This window comes from Clostridium sp. (assembly GCF_040797585.1).
Taxonomy (GTDB): domain Bacteria; phylum Bacillota; class Clostridia; order Clostridiales; family Clostridiaceae; genus Clostridium_Z.
Genome location: NZ_JBFNEO010000025.1, coordinates 1 through 19,671, shown reverse-complemented (window position 1 = coordinate 19,671; position 19,671 = coordinate 1). Strand labels below are relative to the sequence as shown.

Annotated in this window: 18 protein-coding genes; all 18 read left to right on the top strand. The window is 30.7% G+C overall.

Annotated elements, in window-relative coordinates; genetic code table 11:
- A partial coding sequence (locus AB2369_RS03085; protein WP_367665006.1) for a hypothetical protein occupies positions 1-1,229 on the top strand: 1,229 nt, incomplete at its 5' end.
- A gap of 14 nt (positions 1,230-1,243) precedes the next feature.
- On the top strand, positions 1,244-1,957 hold the full coding sequence (locus tag AB2369_RS03080; protein WP_367665005.1) for a zinc dependent phospholipase C family protein: 714 nt from the start codon (positions 1,244-1,246) through the stop codon (positions 1,955-1,957).
- Between the two features lie 60 nt (positions 1,958-2,017).
- A complete protein-coding gene (locus tag AB2369_RS03075; protein WP_367665004.1) occupies positions 2,018-2,614 on the top strand; it encodes a hypothetical protein in 597 nt (198 codons plus the stop codon).
- Positions 2,520-4,202: a B12-binding domain-containing radical SAM protein gene (locus AB2369_RS03070; RefSeq protein WP_367665003.1), complete on the top strand. Its 1,683-nt coding sequence runs from the start codon at positions 2,520-2,522 to the stop codon at positions 4,200-4,202. Before AB2369_RS03075 ends, AB2369_RS03070 begins: the two co-directional genes overlap by 95 nt.
- Positions 4,203-4,446: 244 nt before the next feature.
- On the top strand, positions 4,447-4,773 hold the full coding sequence (locus AB2369_RS03065; protein WP_367665002.1) for an ATPase: 327 nt from the start codon (positions 4,447-4,449) through the stop codon (positions 4,771-4,773).
- Positions 4,760-6,751, top strand: coding sequence for a V-type ATP synthase subunit I (locus AB2369_RS03060; RefSeq protein WP_367665001.1), 1,992 nt, complete (start codon positions 4,760-4,762; stop codon positions 6,749-6,751). Before AB2369_RS03065 ends, AB2369_RS03060 begins: the two co-directional genes overlap by 14 nt.
- An 11-nt stretch (positions 6,752-6,762) precedes the next feature.
- The gene (locus AB2369_RS03055) at positions 6,763-7,242 is read left to right on the top strand and encodes a V-type ATP synthase subunit K (protein WP_367665000.1); all 480 of its coding nucleotides are present in this window, start codon (positions 6,763-6,765) and stop codon (positions 7,240-7,242) included.
- Positions 7,243-7,269: 27 nt separating this feature from the next.
- Positions 7,270-7,866: a V-type ATP synthase subunit E gene (locus AB2369_RS03050; protein ID WP_367664999.1), complete on the top strand. Its 597-nt coding sequence runs from the start codon at positions 7,270-7,272 to the stop codon at positions 7,864-7,866.
- 20 nt (positions 7,867-7,886) lie between these two features.
- Positions 7,887-8,888, top strand: coding sequence for a V-type ATP synthase subunit C (locus tag AB2369_RS03045; RefSeq protein ID WP_367664998.1), 1,002 nt, complete (start codon positions 7,887-7,889; stop codon positions 8,886-8,888).
- Entirely contained in the window at positions 8,875-9,189 is a 315-nt protein-coding gene (locus AB2369_RS03040; RefSeq protein ID WP_367664997.1) for a V-type ATP synthase subunit F, read from the top strand. The genes AB2369_RS03045 and AB2369_RS03040 overlap by 14 nt, the downstream gene beginning before the upstream one ends.
- 17 nt (positions 9,190-9,206) lie before the next feature.
- On the top strand, positions 9,207-10,979 hold the full coding sequence (locus tag AB2369_RS03035) for a V-type ATP synthase subunit A (protein ID WP_367664996.1): 1,773 nt from the start codon (positions 9,207-9,209) through the stop codon (positions 10,977-10,979).
- Positions 10,972-12,354 carry a V-type ATP synthase subunit B gene (locus tag AB2369_RS03030; RefSeq protein ID WP_367664995.1) on the top strand — a complete coding sequence of 461 codons (1,383 nt, stop codon included), beginning with the start codon at positions 10,972-10,974 and terminating at the stop codon, positions 12,352-12,354. The genes AB2369_RS03035 and AB2369_RS03030 overlap by 8 nt, the downstream gene beginning before the upstream one ends.
- A gap of 2 nt (positions 12,355-12,356) precedes the next feature.
- Positions 12,357-13,007 (top strand): V-type ATP synthase subunit D, encoded by a 651-nt coding sequence (locus AB2369_RS03025; RefSeq protein WP_367664994.1) that lies wholly within the window; start codon positions 12,357-12,359, stop codon positions 13,005-13,007.
- 405 nt (positions 13,008-13,412) lie between these two features.
- Positions 13,413-13,940 carry an ECF transporter S component gene (locus AB2369_RS03020; protein ID WP_367664993.1) on the top strand — a complete coding sequence of 176 codons (528 nt, stop codon included), beginning with the start codon at positions 13,413-13,415 and terminating at the stop codon, positions 13,938-13,940.
- Positions 13,941-14,635: 695 nt separating this feature from the next.
- Complete coding sequence (gene helD, locus AB2369_RS03015) at positions 14,636-16,927, top strand: RNA polymerase recycling motor HelD (protein WP_367664992.1); 2,292 nt, start codon at positions 14,636-14,638, stop codon at positions 16,925-16,927.
- 61 nt (positions 16,928-16,988) lie between these two features.
- Positions 16,989-18,179, top strand: coding sequence for an FprA family A-type flavoprotein (locus tag AB2369_RS03010; RefSeq protein ID WP_367664991.1), 1,191 nt, complete (start codon positions 16,989-16,991; stop codon positions 18,177-18,179).
- A 696-nt stretch (positions 18,180-18,875) separates the two neighbouring features.
- Complete coding sequence (locus AB2369_RS03005; protein WP_367664990.1) at positions 18,876-19,142, top strand: DUF1292 domain-containing protein; 267 nt, start codon at positions 18,876-18,878, stop codon at positions 19,140-19,142.
- An 18-nt stretch (positions 19,143-19,160) separates the two neighbouring features.
- On the top strand, positions 19,161-19,559 hold the full coding sequence (locus AB2369_RS03000) for a hypothetical protein (RefSeq protein ID WP_367664989.1): 399 nt from the start codon (positions 19,161-19,163) through the stop codon (positions 19,557-19,559).
- The last annotated feature ends 112 nt before the right edge of the window (positions 19,560-19,671 follow it).

Sequence of the window (19,671 nt, the reverse complement as noted above, 5' to 3'; positions counted from 1 at the left end):
TATCAAAAATATACTCTAAACCCTTTATAGAGGTAAAAGATGAAAATTTAAGTTATGAAGTAAGATTTAAAGGCCTTAAAGAGCCTAGAGACATAGCTTTGGATGAAAAGGGGAATATATATGTTGCTTATGAGAGTAAAATTCAACGAATTGATAAGAATGGTAAGGTATATAATCTATTTGATAAGAATGAATTTAATATAAATTCTATGGTGTATTATGAAGATAACCTATATATGGGTAGTGATACAAAAGTTTATAAGTATGATATAGAGGATAAGAGAATTACTATATTAATAAATGATTTGCCTAATATGGGAGATTATAATGAAAGTAATATTATAGCTTATGATGGTAATCTATATATTACTGTGGGAGCTACAACTAATTCAGGGGTAGTGGGGGAAGATAATAGCTGGCTTAGTAAAAATCCATTTTCACAGGATATAAGTCCTAAATCAATTACAATTAAGGGTAGAGAGTTTAATGGAACAGGAGCATTTACCTCTTATAAAACTCAAAATACTAAAGGGCAGCTTATAAGTGGGAGACTTCTAGGAAATAGTTCAGTGATAAAATATAATTTAGAAAATAATAAAACATCCCTATATAGTTGGGGAATAAGGAACATAGAGGGCATAGATTTTAATAGTGAGGGAAACATAATAGCATCAGTTGGAGGAATGGAAGATAGGGGAGAACGTCCAATAAAAGGAGATAATGATTATATATATGAGATAAAAGAAAACCTTTGGTATGGGTGGCCAGATTATAGTGGAGGAGAACCTGTAACTTCTTCAAAATTTAAAGGTAAAAATAACAGGAGAGTAGAGTTTATACTGGAGAACCATCCTACAGTGAATCCTATATCTCCAATGTATAGTCATAGTAATATTTCATCCATAAAGTCTCTTTCCATAGATAAACATGGAGCTTTAGGAGAAAAAGATGGTATATATTTTTATGATTATAAGGATAATACTATATATAGTTTAAAAGATAATATTTCTATAATAGAAGTTATAAATATTCCAGAGTCAAAAGATATTACTCTAAAATCTAGTAAAGATGGATTAATGGTTTTAGATAAAGATAAAGGGGCTATATATGAAATTAAAGAAAAATCTAATGTAAACTTTAATAGGGTAGACGAAAAAGCTATATATATATCTTTAATAGTCATTGGCATAATTGTAATTGCTGTAGCCTTTAAAACAATAAATAGATAAAGAAGGTATGAAAAATGAAAAAAACTTTCGAGAAAACTTATGGAAATGCAGTAAGATCCGTCATGCGTGCTGTAAATCCTATGAAAAAAAAGGTGGTAAATACCCATTGCAATGTTCATAAGTATATAAATACTCAAGGATTAAATATATTAAAAGAAGAAGGATATATAAAAGAATTTGAGTTTTTCAAAGAGTATATAGTAGATATAAATGAAGGTGCCCATTGGATAGATCAAGATTTTAAAAGTACTAATCATTTTTACCATGTAACTAAAGAAAGAGGGCTTTATGGATTTTCTAATGCCTTAACAGAATGTATAAAATATAATAATAAATCTTTAGCAAGCTATAAAATGGGGGACATTAGAAAGTCTATGTTTTTTTTAGGAGCTACTTGTCATTTGATTCAAGATATGACTGTACCTCATCATGTGGATAATAGACTTTTAAATAAGCATAGAGCCTTTGAACTTTGGATAGTGAGAAAGCTTTCTTTAAATCCTAGATTATGTGCAGTAGATAAGGGAATTGTTAGATATGGTACCGTAGAGAATTATGTTAAAGGAAATGCAAAGATGGCAAGAGAGATATATGCCAAATTTAAATATAAGGTGCCAGAAGATGAGAAGTATAGTGCTATAGCTTCGGTGATTTTAGTAGAGGCGCAAAAAACCACAGCAGGTTTTTTGTTAGATTTTTATAATGAGTTAACAAAGATAAAAGGATAATTCTTCAAAGAAGGAATTATCCTTTTTATGTGGAAATAAATACCAAAGAGGAGGGGGAATATGAAGGAATATAAATTAGATTTTAAAGATATTAAATTAGAGAATAATGTTTTAGATATTTCAATCGAAAATTATGGTATAATATATAGTCTATTAAAAGCGAACTATGATGAAATAAGTGTTGACTATGTAGAAGGAGATGACAAGCCTAAAGAAAAAGAACTTTATGATAATGCAGCCATGTTTTTTGTGCTAAATAAGTCTGTTCTTAATAAAGATAGAAAAAAACTTATAGAGGATGTTAGGGAAAGATTAAAGCATGGAGGAGAGATTTATATTTGGGATTACAAGAAAGATTATGGTAAGTCTTTTACAGGTAAAATCATTTGTAGTCTTCCAAATAACATAGAGAAAGAATTTGTATTAAGAGATATGAATATAATGAAGTCCTATGATGAAGAAAGTATTTTAACCATATTAAATAAAGATTTTATTATATTAGATAATAAGGTATGGGATGAAGTATTTTTTATAAGAGCTAAAAAGAAGGGAAGAGAAGCAGATGAAGATATTAATAGTGGGGATAAACTCAAAGTATATTCACAGCAACCTAGCAATAAGATATTTAAAAGCATACACAAAAGATTTAGCCTATGAGGGAAAGACAATGGAATTCTCCATAAATGATTCTTTAGATAACATAGTTCAAGGAATAATAATGGAAAAACCAAGGGTGGTAGCTTTTTCAACTTACATATGGAATGAGGAATATGTAAGAAAGGTAGCAAAAACCATTAAATTAATTGATGATACCATAGAAATTTTATATGGTGGACCAGAAGTTACTTACGATGGAGAGAGTTTTTTAAAAAATAATGTAGGAGAATATATAATTGAAGGAGAAGGAGAGGAGACCTTTAGAGAATTTGTTCAGTATAAATTAGGGAAAAAAGATTTAAAATATATAAAAGGTCTTTATTATAAAACCCTTGAAGAAAATGGAGAGACTTTTATAAATTATAATTGTAAAAGAGACATAATGGATATGAATAATCTAGTTTTTCCTTATGAGAAGGAAGATGACTTAAATAACAAGATAGTATATTATGAAGCCTCCAGAGGATGTCCTTTTAGGTGTAAATATTGTCTATCTTCAGTTCTAAGTAATGTAAGATTTCTGGATATAGATAGGGTAAAGAAAGATCTTAAGTTTTTTATAGATAAGAAAGTAAGACTTGTAAAGTTTGTAGATAGGACTTTTAATTGTAATGGAAAATTTGCCATGGAGATCTGGAGTTTTTTAATGAATATTAATACAGATACAGCTTTTCATTTTGAAATATCTGCAGATATATTAAAAAAAGAAGAATTAGAGCTTTTAAGAAAGGCTCCTAAGGGAAGATTTCAATTTGAAGTAGGAGTCCAAACTACTAATGATAAGGTGCTTAAAGAGATTAATAGATATGTAAAGTTTAAGGATATAAAAGATAACATAGAATACATACAAAAGGGAAAAAATATAAAACAACATTTAGATTTAATAGCTGGACTTCCAGGAGAAGACTTAGAAAGTTTTAAAAAATCTTTTAATGATGTTTATAGTATAAGACCAGAAGAAATTCAATTAGGATTTTTAAAACTTATAAAGGGAACATCTATGAGAGAAGAAAAGGATAGGTGGGGAATGGCTCCAACAGCTTATGCTCCTTATGAAGTTTTAAAAACTAAAGATGTATCTTATGAAAATATGCTTTTATTAAAGAAGGTGGAGCATATGGTCGATAAATATTATAATTCAGGTAAATTTAACCTAACCATAGGATATTTAGAGAGAAAATTTGATACGCCTTTTGAGTTTTATGAATCTTTAGGAAGATTCTTTGAAAATAAGGGATATTTTAAGAGAAGTATTTCTAATAATGATTACTACAAGTTTTTCATGGAGTTTAACTCTGAAGTATTAAAGGAGAATAATGATATTCTAAAAGAAATTCTAAGATATGAATATCTTTCTTTCAATAAACGAAGAGGAATACCGGAATTCTTGCATGGAGATATGACTAAAGAAGAAGAAAAAAATATTAAATTTATGTTAAAAGATAATGGTAGAAAGCTTTTAAATAGTGATTATATAGATAAGTTTAATATAAATATTGAGGGTATTATACAAGGTGAACCTATTGAAAAACAAGAAGTTTATGTGATTTTTCAGGATGAAAAAGATCCTGAAATAATATATTCTTAAAAGGCAGAGGAGATCCTCTGTCTCTATTTATAAAGTTAATAATAATTTTTAAACTTAAAAAATAAACTGTAAAGTTTTATAATAAAAGATAGGAGGTATAATGTATACTTGCAGATAATGGAGTTTTTTAGGTTGAAATTATTTAAAAATATAGTATAATAATTAATAACTGAATAACTTGTAATTAATACTATATAAAGTACTAATTATAATTTAAAAATATTCATATAAAGGTGGTGAGGGTTTGGCCATAGAAGCGATACAAGATATAAGAAAAGCTGAAGAAGAAAGCAATGAAATTATAAAAAATGCTTCTTTAAAAGCTAAGGAAATACTTAAAAATGCTGAAGTAAAAGCATTGGAACAGTATGAAAAAATATTAACGTCTGCAAAGGAAGAGGGCAATGCTATCTTAAAAAATGCAGAGGAAGAGGGAAAAAAGGAAGCACTACCTATACTGGATAAAGGTAAAAAGCAGAAGGATAGTATTCTAAGTTTAAGTGATGAAAACTTAAATAAAGCTGTTAATTTAGTGATTGAGAGGATAGTGAATATAAATGGCAATAGTTAAAATGAGCAAGTTCACATTATTAGCCTTTAAATCACAAAAAGAAGAGCTTTTAGAAAGACTCCAAAGATTTGAAAGGGTTCAATTCATTGATTTAAAAGAAAATGAAGAAGAGGAATTAACTTTCTTAACCTTTAGTAGAAATGGAGAAGGTCTTTCTAAGATTCAAGGAGATTTAGCTAAAATAAATTTTTCCTTGGATATGCTAAAAGATTATGCCCAAAAGGAAGGTGCTCTTGAGGCACTGAAAAAAGGAAAAACAACCTTATCCTATGGAGAGCTTCAAAAGAGAGTTAATACTATTCCATGGGAAAATATCTATGAGGACCTTAAGAAAAGGGATAATGATTTAAATAGTATCAAAAATGAATTAAGTAAAATTCATTCAGAAATAGAAGTATTATCTCCTTGGGCTAATCTAGATGTATCTTTTGGTGATTTAAAGAGTTTAAATCATTGTGGATATTTTATAGGTACTATACCTAAGATGTTTAAGGATAGATTCCTTGAAGATTTTAATAGTAATGTTAAAAATTCATATATAGAGCTTTTAAATGAAATAAAGGGAGAAACCTATATCCTTGCTATAGTTCATAAGGATAAAGAGGAAAAGGCCCTTGAAATATTAAAAGCTAGTAGTTTTTCAAAGGTAAACATAAGTTATGATGAAAAGCCAATAGATATTATTAATTCCTTCAATAATAAGGTTAAAAATCTTAGAATAGAGGAAAATAATATAAAGGAAGAACTAAGAAAAGAAGCCATTAATATTGAAAATTTAAAGATTGTATATGAATATTTAAGTAACAAAGAGATGGTGGCAGGAGCTAGTGATAATTTCTTAAATAGTGATAACTTAGTTGTTATAAAAGGTTGGATTCCAAGTGAAGATAAGAAAAACTTGGAATATAACATAAAAGCTATAACTAAAGAAAATTATTATTTAGATGTAAAAGATGCTGAGCATAATGACCCTGATGTACCTGTACTATTAAAAAATAACAGGGTGGTTAGTGCCTTTGAGTCAATAACTTCTATGTTTAGTGTTCCTAGATATAATGAGATAGACCCAACACCACTTTTAACACCATTCTATTTAGTATTCTTTGGAATGATGCTAGCAGATGCTGGGTATGGATTAGTTATGTTTATAGCTGCCTTCTACGCATTAAAGAAATTTAAGTTAGATGAAAAGCAAGAAGGTTTTGTAAGATTCTTCATGTATCTAAGTATTCCAACAGCTATAGCTGGAATAATATATGGTTCTTATTTTGGAGATATACTAGCTGGAGTTATTCCTGTTAAAGGATTAGTAAATCCAGGTGAAGATGTAATGATAGTTATGATAGCTGCTATAGTCCTTGGATTAATACAAATATACACAGGACTAGGCATTAAGGCTTATATGATAATTAGAGAAGGTAGAAGAATAGGTGATATAAAAGGTGCTATAAAAGATGCTATATATGATGCTGGATCTTGGTATTTAGCATTAACAGGAGGACTTGTTCTTATTGCAGGAGGAGCACTTGGATTATCTCCTTCAGTAGTATCCATATTTAAGTGGATGATGATAATCGGTATGGTTATGATAGTTCTTACTCAAGGTAGAGAAAATAAGGGTGTTGGTGCAAAGCTAGGGGCAGGGTTATATGCTCTATATGGTATAAGTGGATATGTAGGAGACTTAGTTTCATACTCAAGACTTATGGCATTAGGACTTGCAGGAGGATTTATAGGATCTGCTTTTAACTTAATGGTTGGAATGATTGGAAATCCTATAGCAAAAATTATTGCAGGTACCCTTATATTTGTATTAGGTCATCTATTTAACCTACTACTAAGTGCATTAGGTGCATATGTACACACATGTAGACTTCAATACGTTGAATATTTTAGTAAATTTTATGAGGGTGGTGGAAAAGCATTCACTCCATTTAAGGCTAAAAATAAATATATAAATCTTAAGAAAGAGAATTAGGAGGAAATAAGATGGAAGCGTTAATTAAATTTTTAAGTGAAAATAATGGAGGTTTAGTGTTAGCAACACTAGGTATGGCATTAGCTGTAATAATGCCAGGAATAGGATCAGCTAAGGGTGTTGGTCTTGTGGGAGAAGCTGCTTCAGGATTAATAACTGAGGAGCCAGAAAAGTTTGGTAAGTCATTAGTTCTTCAATTACTACCAGGTACACAAGGATTATATGGATTCGTTATAGGTCTTATGGTATTTTTAAAGCTTGAAACTGGATTAGCTCTTGAAACTGGTGCTTATTATTTCTTCGCATGTCTTCCAATAGCATTTGTTGGTTGGAAATCTGCTATAGCTCAGGCTAAAACAGCAGCTGCTGGTATTTCTATACTTGCTAAGAACCCAGAACATAACACAAAGGGAATAATATACTCTGCAATGGTTGAAACTTATGCTCTTTTAGCATTCGTTATATCACTATTATTAGTATTTAAGTTCTAATAAAAAGCTGATTAAGGATGTGAAGTTATGTCAAATTTAAATAATATTACTTCTAAGATATTAGAGGATGCTAAAGCTAAAAGTCATGAGATTTTAGAAGAAGCAAAAAAAGAGGAGCAGAAGATTATAGATAAAAAAATAATAGAAGCTAACAATTTAAAAGCTTCTATTATTGAAAAATCTAACCGTGAAGCTAAGGTAAAGAAGGAAAGAGTTATATCTTCGGCAGAACTTCAATGTAGAAATGAAAGCTTGAAGGCTAAGGGAGAAATAATTGATAAAGTCTTAAATAAGTCACTGGAAGAACTTAAGAATCTTCCAGTGGAAAAGTTTAAATCTATATTCAATAATTTTATAGTAAATATGAATATAGAAGGAGACGAAGAAGTTATAGTACCAGAGGCTTATAAAGCAGTTATAAAGGATAGTTTAAAAGAAACTAATAAAGCTCTTTTAGGAAAAGGCAAAAAGGGAGAGCTTAAGCTTTATGAGGGAGAAAGAAGTATATCAAGTGGATTTATGCTTTCTAAGAATGGAATATATGTAAATATGACCTTTGAAAGTTTATTATCCTACAACAAAGAGGATTTAGAGCAGGAAATTGTAAAAGCTCTATTTAATTAGTTTTAAGGAGGATAGCCATTATGGATAGAATGAAGTATACTCAAGCAGTGGCTAGGCTTAGAGTTTTAGAAACTAGGCTCCTTAATAAAATTAAAATAGAAAGAATGATAGATTCTTCCTCTGCTCTAGAAGCTTTAAAGGTTCTACAAGAAACTGAATATGGGAACCTTATGGGAAATATAAAAAGAGCTGAGGACTATGATGATTTATTAAGAGAGGAATTAAAGAGAGTGATCTCTTTAGCCTATGAAATAACTCCAGAAAAGTCCTTTGTAGATATAATGACCTTGAAGTATGATTATCATAATCTAAAGGTTCTTCTTAAAGCTAAAGCTTTAAAAAATGATCTTGACCATCTTCTTATGGAAATGGGAACAGTTCCTTTAGAAAAGCTAAAGCTTTCTATAGTATCGGAAAATCTTAAGGATCTTCCAGAGACTATGAGAGAAGCTATAGAGAAAGCCCAAAGTGATTTTAAGGAGTCTATGGACCCTCAAGTAATAGATATAATTCTTGATAGATATCTTTATAAAGATATCTTAAACACAGCAGAAAGTACTGAGTTTGATTTTATTAAGGATTATGTAAAAAACAATATAGATTTTATAAATATAAAAACTTATATTAGACTTAAGCAGCAGAAGAAGGAAGCTAAGTTCTTTAAAGAAGTTTTCCTTCAGGGTGGAAACTTAAAGGAAGAAATTTTCATAAAGAATTATGAGGATTCTATAGAAAACTTTATACCTAAGTTGTCTTCATTAAAAAGCTTCGAAGCTGTAAAGAGTGGCTTAGAAGATTATTTAGTATCAGGAAGATTAAGCTTTTTTGAAAAAATCACAGAAGACTATTTAATGAAAGAAGCTAAAAAGGCGAAATATGTTCACTTTGGACCAGAGCCAATAGTTTCTTATGTAATAGCTAAGGAAACAGAAATAAAAGTCCTTAGAATCATAATGGTTGGAAAGATAAATGGATTATCACCTGATGCTATAAAAGAAAGGCTGCGTGATGTCTATGTATAAGATTGGTGTTGTTGGAGACAAAGATTCAATTCTAGCTTTTAAGGCCATAGGAATAGATGTTTATCCAGTGGTTGAGATAGATGAGGCTAGAAAGACTATAGATAAAATGGCAATGGAAGGATATGCCGTTATATTTGTAACGGAGCAGGTGGCTAAGGATTTAGATGAAACCATAGAAAGATATAATAAAGCTATGGTTCCAGCCATCATATTAATTCCAAGCAATCAAGGTTCTCTAAACATCGGAATGAAAAGAATTCAGGAGAATGTTGAAAAGGCTGTTGGTGTTAATATTTTATAGGAAGCGAGGTAAGAAGCTTGAAGGTTGGAAGAATAATAAAAGTGTCTGGACCTTTAGTTGTTGCTGAAGGTATGGAAGAAGCTAACGTTTATGACGTTGTTAAAGTTAGTGATAAGCGCCTTATAGGTGAGATTATAGAAATGAGAGGGGATAAAGCCTCCATTCAGGTTTATGAAGAAACTTCAGGAGTTGGAGTAGGAGACCCTGTTTATACAACAGGAGAGCCTTTAAGTGTGGAACTTGGACCAGGACTTTTACAGGCGATGTTTGATGGTATACAAAGACCTCTTGAAGCTTATCAAAAATTAGCAGGAGATTTTCTAGAGAGAGGAATAGAGGTTCCATCTCTAGACAGAGAAAGAAAGTGGAAATTTACTCCAACTAAGAAGGTAGGAGATCATGTAACTTCAGGAGACATAATAGGAGTAGTTCAAGAGACTTCTGTTGTAGAACATAGAATACTTGTACCTTATGGAATTGAAGGAACGATAAAGAGCCTAAATGAAGGAGAATTTACCATAGTTGAAAAGATAGGTGAATTAGAGACTTCTAAAGGAATCCATGAATTAACTATGCTTCAAAAATGGCCAGTAAGAAGAGGTAGAAAGTATGCACAAAAATTAAATCCAGTGGAGCCTCTAGTTACAGGACAAAGAATAATAGATACATTTTTCCCAGTTATAAAGGGTGGTACAGCAGCAGTTCCAGGACCTTTCGGAAGTGGTAAGACAGTTGTTCAGCACCAATTTGCTAAGTGGGCAGATGCAGAAATAGTTGTTTATATAGGTTGTGGAGAACGTGGAAATGAGATGACTGACGTTCTTATGGAATTCCCAGAAATAGTTGACCCTAAAACTGGAGAATCTCTAATGAAGAGAACAGTACTTATAGCAAACACTTCAAATATGCCTGTTGCAGCTAGAGAAGCATCTATATATACAGGAATGACTATTGCAGAGTATTTTAGAGATATGGGATATTCAGTAGCTCTTATGGGAGACTCTACTTCAAGATGGGCAGAGGCTTTAAGAGAAATGTCAGGAAGACTTGAGGAAATGCCAGGAGAAGAAGGATATCCAGCTTATCTTGGATCAAGACTTGCAGACTTCTATGAAAGAGCAGGTAAAGTTATATGCTTAGGAGCTGATAAGAGAGAAGGAGCATTAACTGCAATCGGTGCGGTTTCCCCTCCAGGAGGAGACTTATCAGAGCCAGTTACTCAAGCAACTTTAAGAATAGTTAAGGTGTTCTGGGGACTAGACTCTAGCCTTGCATATAAGAGACACTTCCCAGCTATAAACTGGTTAGACTCTTATTCTCTATATCTTGAAAAAATAGGAGCATGGATGGATGAAGAGGTTGCATCAGATTGGAGTTCTCTTAGAACAAGAGCTATGGCTCTTCTTCAAGAAGAAGCAAAACTTGAGGAAATAGTAAGACTTGTTGGAGTAGATTCTTTATCAGAGGATGATAGATTAAAGCTTGAAGTAGCTAAGTCTATAAGAGAAGATTACTTAATGCAAAATGCTTTCCATGAAGTTGATACTTATTCTTCTCTTGAAAAGCAATATAAGATGTTAAAACTTATGCTTAAATTCCAAGATGAGGCAGCAAAGGCTTTAAAATCAGGAGTGTATTTAAATAAGATTCTTGAAATGGAAATAAGAGAAAAAATAGCAAGAGCTAAATATATATCTCAAGAAGAAATCAGTAGAATTGATACTATAAGTGAAGAGTTATCTAATGATATGGATAAGTTAATAAGCGAAGGAGGGGTACTAAATGCTTAAGGAATATAAGACCGTAAGAGAAGTTGTTGGACCCTTAATGCTTGTTGACGGAGTTGAAGGAGTAAACTACGACGAACTAGTTGAAATAGAACTTCAAACTGGAGAACTTAGGCGTGGTAAGGTTCTTGAAGTAAATGGAAGTAAAGCTATGGTTCAGCTTTTTGAAGGATCAGCTGGAATTAACTTAAAAGAAACAAAGGTTAGATTCTTAGGAAGACCTCTTGAAATAGGTGTTTCTGAAGATATGCTTGGAAGAGTCTTTGATGGACTTGGTAGACCAAAGGATGGTGGACCAAAGTTAATACCAGAAAAGAGATTAGATATAAATGGTACTCCAATAAACCCTGTGGCAAGAGATTATCCATCAGAGTTTATACAAACAGGAATATCAGCTATAGATCATCTTAATACCCTTGTTAGAGGACAAAAGCTTCCAGTATTCTCAGGTTCAGGACTTCCACATGCAGAGCTTGCAGCACAGATAGCAAGACAGGCAAAGGTTCTAAACTCAGATTCTAAGTTTGCTGTTGTTTTCGGAGCTATGGGAGTTACCTTTGAAGAAGCTCAATTCTTTATAGATGACTTTACAAAAACAGGTGCTATAGACAGAGCTGTATTATTTATAAATCTTGCTAATGATCCAGCTATAGAAAGAATAGCCACTCCAAGAATGGCATTAACTACAGCAGAATATCTTGCTTATGAAAAAGGAATGCACGTTCTTGTTATATTAACAGATATGACTAACTACTGCGAAGCTTTAAGAGAGGTTTCAGCAGCTAGAAAAGAGGTTCCAGGTAGAAGAGGATATCCAGGATATCTATATACAGACCTTTCTACTCTATATGAAAGAGCAGGAAGACTTAAAGGAAGAGAAGGTTCTATAACTCAGATTCCTATACTTACAATGCCTGAGGATGATAAAACTCACCCAATTCCTGACCTTACAGGATATATAACAGAGGGACAGATTATTCTATCAAGAGAGCTTTACAAAAAAGGTGTAATGCCTCCAATAGATGTTCTTCCATCTCTATCTAGACTTAAGGATAAGGGTATAGGTAAGGGTAAGACTAGAGAGGACCATGCAGATACAATGAACCAAATGTTTGCATGTTACGCTCAAGGAAAGCAAGCTAAAGAACTTGCAGTAATCTTAGGAGAATCAGCATTATCAGAAGCGGATAAAAAGTTTGCTAAATTTGCTGAGGAGTTTGAAAACAATTATGTATCTCAAGGATTTAATGCAAATAGATCTATTGAAGATACATTAGAGTTTGGATGGAATTTATTATCAATCCTTCCAAAGGCAGAGCTTAAGAGAATTAGAGATGAATATCTGGAGAAGTACCTTCCTAAGAGAGAGGATGAGTAGTTATGAAGTTAAATGTAAATCCTACTCGTATGGAGCTCTCCAAGCTTAAGAAAAGACTTACAACTGCTACAAGAGGACATAAACTTCTAAAGGATAAGCAAGATGAGCTTATGAGAAGATTTATAGAACTTGTTAAGTATAATAATGAACTTAGAAAGTCAGTTGAAGAAGAGCTTGGTGGATCCTTCAAAGAGTTCTTAATGGCTAGTGCTGTTATGAGCTCAGAAATGCTTGAGGAGGCTATTGCTTATCCTAAGGAAAAAATCTCCCTAGAGCTCACTCATAAAAATATCATGAGTGTTAATGTTCCAGTGATGAACTTTAAAAGAAGCTTAGAAGGGGATACAGGAAGCATATATCCTTATGGATTTGCTCAAACCTCATCAGAATTAGATGGAGCTATAGAGAAGCTTTATGGAATACTACCAAAGCTATTAGAACTTGCAGAAGTAGAGAAAAGCTGTCAACTTATGGCTGATGAAATAGAAAAGACAAGAAGAAGAGTTAATGCTCTTGAGTATATGACTATACCTCAACTTCAGGAAACAATTAAGTATATAGTAATGAAGCTTGATGAAAATGAAAGAGGTAATCTAACAAGACTTATGAAAGTTAAGTCTATGATGGAGCAGGAACAAAATAGAGAAGCTTAGAATAAGCTTTAAAATAAATATAAAGCATATAGATATGCTTTGAAATGAAACAGATGGTGTATATTATACCATCTGTTTTTATTTTTTATATGTAAGTATAGTAAAGAAAAGATATCTAGCTTGAAAATTTCTTTAATTTAATATAATTAGAAAATGCCTTTCTTTTAAATTAATAAAATATAGGGATTTTAACCTGAAATTTGATTTATAGATGGCTTAAATTCTAGAATTTTCATAAATAATAAACTATATAGTTTATTATTTAATATAGATAAACCACATAATAATTAAATCATTAGATACTATTATTTAAAACATATTCAAAGTTTATCTATGAATCAAGTGTTTACAGAAAAGTAGCAATAGTATATACTGGTGTATATACACTACTTAGGGGGATGAAAAATGAATAATAAAATTACAAAAATGGTTTTTACTGCATTGTTTACAGCTTTAGCTATTATAATACCTATTTCCTTTGGCTTTTTAAAAATAATTATAGGACCATTTACAGCTACTTTAGCTTCCCATGTACCTATGTTTTTATCTATGTACTTATCGCCAGCTTCTGCAGCAGTGGTGGGGCTTGGATCAACTTTAGGATTTATGTATACAGGACTTCCTTTAGTTGTAGTATTTAGAGCTGCTAGTCACATAATAGTGGGATTTTTAGGGGGAGTGCTAGTTGAAAGAGGCGTGGAATATAAAAAAATAACTCTAATTACAGCGCCAGTACATGGGGTATTAGAAGGACTTGCAGTTATACCTTTCTATGGGCTAGATTTATACTATATATTAGTAGTGACTACTGTGGGAGCTATATTGCATCATTTGGCAGACGGAGCAATCTCAGGCGTTTTACTAAAATCCTTAAGCAAAGCATTAAGAAGAGATTTATCTAAAGGATTGTTAAAAGAAAGGCAAATCCTATAAAAGTTTATTGAAAATAGGCTTTCTATTAATAGATATTTTAATAAGTATTATACTTATAGTATTTAAAAAGATCAACTATGAATTTCTAAAAGTTCATAGTTGATCTTTTTTCTATGTTCATAAAAATAAAGTGTTTGCATAGATCAGCCATACATTTATTGTAAACTTAATTTAGGATTCTAATTTTTTATATTTTTAATGAAATTATAAAAAATTAGATTATAGTAGAAAATTTTATTTATTCTATCTTATATTACTTTTAATTCTCTCAGTTTAAGATTAAATATTTCTTTTCTTAAGAGAGGATAAAATCTTTTATTTAATTTATAAGATGAAAATTCTTTCTAAGTAAACTATTATGTTGCTAAGGATATCACCATTAAAACCTAACTTTGAATTTGACAAAATATTGAAATGGTAATATAATATATGGGTTTAATATATAAGAACATAACAGCCTAGTATTATATTTTGTTTTCATTAATATAAAACCTTATATATAAGCTAACTTTTATAATAAAAAACATAGGTTTTTTAGTTTGAATCTGAACTTATCCATGCACCTAAATCCTTTAGAGCCTTAGATGTTAAGTAGTGCATAAGATAAGTTTTGAATCAAGAACCCTATATGAGAGTATATTTAGTTTAAAACTTTATAATAATCTTTTTTTATAATTAAGAAGTGAGGTGAAACTATGAAAGAAAAGGAACTTAAAATAGAAAGAGAAGTACTAAAAGATACTAAGCAATGGCTTGATTTAGAAATTAAAAAGTTAGAAGATAAAACTAAAGACTTAGAGGAGAAATTAAGTAGGTTAAAAAAGGGGGGACTCCTCCAGAATTCTAATGATATAAAAGCAAACTCCATAAGATATGAGGCTGCTAAGAAAAATATAAGTAATTTTAATGAAGCTTATGATAAGCCTTATTTTGCAAAAATAGATTTTAGGGAATATAAAAAGGAAAAAGAGAGTTTTTATATAGGAAAATTTAGTATAGGAGATTCAGATAGTGGAGACCAAAAGGTTATAGACTGGAGAGAGCCTTTAGCTGATTTATATTATAGTGGTACTCAAGGATGGAGTGAATACAGGGCTCCTATAGGAGTAATTGAGGGAGAGCTTTCTTTAAAAAGAAAATTTAAATATAAAGATGATGAAATAGAAGATATTTTTGATGAAGGAATTAATGATATAATTTTAAAAGCTTCTGGAGAAGAAGGAGAGAGTGCTCTTGTAGATGAATTTCTTAAATTAACCTTAGATGAGAGTACAGGATCTAAGCTTAAGGATGTAGTAGCCACTATTCAAAAGGAGCAAAATGATATAATAAGAGCTCCTAAGGTTAGTCCTATAATAGTTCAAGGTTCCGCAGGATCAGGAAAGACCACCGTGGCACTTCATAGACTCGCTTATCTTTTATATAGATATAATGAAACCTTAAAGGGAGAAGATATATTGGTTATAGCTCCTAATAAGGTGTTTTTAGATTACATATCTGATGTATTGCCTTCTCTTGGGGCATCAGAGGTTAAGCAAAAAACCTTTGAGGAAATTGCCTTAGAGATTCTTAAGATAAAGGGTAAATTAGAGAATAAGGATAAAAAATTAGCATCAGTATTAGAGATAGATGATCATAAGGAAAAGACATATATTAAAGGAGCAAGTAGTCTTAAAAATTCCTTAGAGTTTAAAATCATGTTAGATAGATATATAAAACTTATACAAATAGAGCAAAGTAAGATTAGTTCTATCTTTATAGAAGAGGAAGAACTAATAGAAGGTAAAGAGATCAGAAGATTATTCTTAAAAGATTTAATTCATCTTCCTGTAAATAAAAGAAAAGATGAAATTAAGAGATATTTGAACTTAAGACTTAAGACTAGAATAGAATACTTAATAGATAAAATAGAAAATAGATATGACAATGAGATATTTACAATAAAAAGGGAATCAGAGGATAGCGAACTTAGACGAGAAAAAATAAGAAAACTTTATGATGAGAGAGATAGTAAAAAAGAAATAATAAAGAAAAATAGTAAAAAGGTTATTGAAGAATATTTTAAGGCGTGGAAAAGTCTTGATGCAAGAAGTATATATTTAAGATTTTTTCAGGATGAAGATTTATTTTCTATAGCCACTGATGATAGAATACCAAAGAAATTATCTAATTATATAAAAAATAAGCTTAAAGAAGATATTGAAAAGGGTAGAGTAGATAGTGATGATTTAGCACCTATGCTTTATTTGAAGTTTAATTTAGAAGAGATACCAGAAAAATATAGATTCTCTCATGTGGTTGTAGATGAAGCTCAAGACTATGGTATTCTTCAAATGCACATACTAAAGTATTTAGCTAAAAAAGATTCTTTAACCATAGTTGGAGATATAGGACAGGGTATATATTTTTATAAAGGAATAAAAGATTGGAAGGATGTTATAGAAGGAGTATTTAAGGGGAATTGCTTATACACTCCATTAACTCAAAGCTATAGATCCACTGTTGAAATTATAGAATTTGCTAATGAGGTTTTAAAAAAGCAGAAAAATAGTTTAACTCCGGCTATGCCTGTACTAAGGCATGGAAAAAAACCAGAAATCAAGGAATTTAAAAATAATAAAGACTTCTTAGCGGAGTTGGAATATATAGTAAAAGAAATAAGAGATAATGGCAAGTCTTCTGTAGCTGTAATAGGAAGAACTCAAAAAGAATGTAAAAAAATATATGATTATATGAGAAAAAACTCTGTCTATTCATGGACCCATGTAAAAGAGGGGGATGATATAATATCTATGGAAAATATAGTGATACCTTCTTACATGACAAAGGGCTTAGAATTTGATTGTAGTATAATATACAATTGTAATGACGAAAACTATAAAGAAGATGAAGAAGATAAAAAGTTATTATATGTTGCTTTAACTAGAGCTCTTCATTATGAATATATATTTTATAATGGAAATTTATCTTATCTAATTGATAAATAATATTAAGAATTTTATTAAATGGATAATTATTATTAATTAGTATTCCAAATAATACGAAGTTGTGATAAAATTAACTTTAGTTAAAAAAATAAAAGAAAATATTTATTGGGTAGGAGCCCTAGACAAAGATTTAAGAGTTTTTGATATAATAATGGAAACAAAAAAAGGAACTACTTACAATGCCTATGTTATAAATGATGAAAAGGTTGCCGTTGTAGATTCTGTAAAAAATGGATTTTATGACGAGTTTAAAGGAAATTTAAAAGAAGTTATAGGAGAAAAAAAAGTAGATTATATAATAGTTCAACATACAGAACTTGATCATAGTGGATCAGTTATAAGGCTTTTAGCAGACTATCCAGAAGCTACAGTAGTAGGATCAAAAGCTGCTATAATGTATTTAAAAAATATAATGAATATAGAGTTTAAGTCTATAGAAGCTAAAGAGGATTTAAGTCTTGGAAGCACAACACTAAGATTTATATCAGCACCAAATCTTCATTGGCCAGATACAATATTTACTTATGCTGTAGAGAAAGAAGTATTATTTACTTGTGATTTCACAGGCTGTCACTATTGCCCAGAAAACGGAGAAATAATGGGAGCTAAGGGTGGAGAATACCTAGAAGAAATGAAATATTACTTTGATTGTATAATGGGACCCTTTAAGAAGTTTGTTCTTATGGGATTAGATAAAATAAAGGATATAAAATTTGATGTAATTGCTCCAAGTCATGGACCGGTTCATACAGGTGATCTTGATAAATATTTAAAATTATATAGAACTTGGGCTACTGAGGTAAAGAGAGAAGATAAGAATATACAAATATTCTATATATCAGCCTACGGAAATACTGAAGTTATGGCTAAATACTTAGAGAAAAAGATTAATGAATTAGGAGTATCAGCAAAGTCTTATGAAATAACTGAGCATCCTATGGAAGAATTAGTAGAAAAAATTGAAAATGCAAGTGGAATACTAGTTGGCTCTCCAACAATAAATCAAGATGCTGTAAAACCAGCATGGGATTTATTATCTATGGTAAGTGCTATAACTAATAGAGGAAAGCTTGCCGCAGCCTTTGGATCCTATGGATGGAGTGGAGAAGGCGTTAGCATGCTTACTGATAGATTAAAGAGCTTAAAGTTTAAAGTTATAGATGAAGGATTAAAAATATGTTTTGTTCCATCAGCAGAGGACTTTAAAAAGGCAGACGATCTTGCAGCTAATATAGTAGAAAATTTAAAATAGAGATTAAAAACCCTTGAATTATATCAAGGGTTTTTAATTTTATATATATGATTCTTAACTTACAACTTATTTTATACAATACTAAAAACTAGAGTTTAAAAAGTGTTAGGAGGGGATATAAGTTAAAATTTTATATAGGGTTCTTAGGTGAGTTTTATTTTATATCTATCATATATCAAAGATTAAATCATAACTTAAAGGGATGCATAAATTAACCTTTGACATTGAAACTTTAGTGATTATTATTTTATAGATTAATATAAGAGTTATCAGGTTATTATATAAGTGTCATGGGAATTTATATGGAGAGATATGACTTTTAGGAGAGGGTTATATGAGTCTTTAAATGCCTTATGTATAAAAATTAAGCTTATTGATAATTAATAAAGGTAATGGTATTATTGTATAGGTATAGAACGAATCTTCCTCCAGATGGTGTTATTTCCATCATTTGAAGGTTAGATAAGTTAATCTAGGGGCGTAGCAGCTGTTATCCTCCACCTTTTAAGAGGATGGGGTGTTACAGCTGGTAGCCATCAGATAGAACGAATCTTTCTTTCTATGGTGTCCTTTTCACCATAGAAAGGTTAGATGAGTTAATCTAGGGGCGTAGCAGCTGTTATCTCCCACCTTTTAAGAGGATGGGTGTTACAGCTGGTAGCCATCAGATAAATTATTGTAAAGGTAGTGATATTAATGGAAGATAAGGAAATAATGTACTTCAAGGATGAGAATGGAGACAAGGTAGCCTTTGAAGCAGTAGCTCATATATTTTTAAATGAAGATACAGAAGAGGAAAAGGAATATATGATATTAGCTCCTATGGAAGGTGGAAATGAAGAAGATGCCTTTGTTTTTAGAGTAGATTACATAGAAGGAAATAAGGAATTAAACCTAGTAGAAGATGATAAAGAGTTTGAGGAAGTAAAGAAGGAGTATAAGAATCTTCTTTATAACAAATAAATTTAAGAGGTGATATTAATGGATGTAAAAGATATAATAGCTTATTTAAGCAAAAATGATTTAAGTGAAGTAGAAGAGATTAATTATAAAGGTGATGCTAAGGTAGTAAAGTTCTTTTATGATTTTGATAAAGATGAAATAGAAGCAGCTAGAGCCTACAGTAATGATGAATGTACAGATGAAGAAAAGAGTAACACATGGTATGATGAGTATTTTCTTCCATATTTAAATGATTTGGCTATAGACAATGTAGGAGAAATAATGGAAGAGATAATGGATGAATTTGAGATAGATGGTCAATATATTTCCTATGATGCAGAGCCAGATAACTATGATTACAATGAATTTGTAGCTATATTCTTTGAAAAAGGGAAAGACTTTGACATAGAGGAAGTTTTAGATTCATTACAGCTTTAGAATTGGTATATTAAAAGAGTTGGTATTTAAAATAAAAACCAACTCTTTTTCCTTAAGTAAAGTGTACCCTTTGTCAAGGACAGTTTAAAAAAGACACTGTTAATTTAAAAGA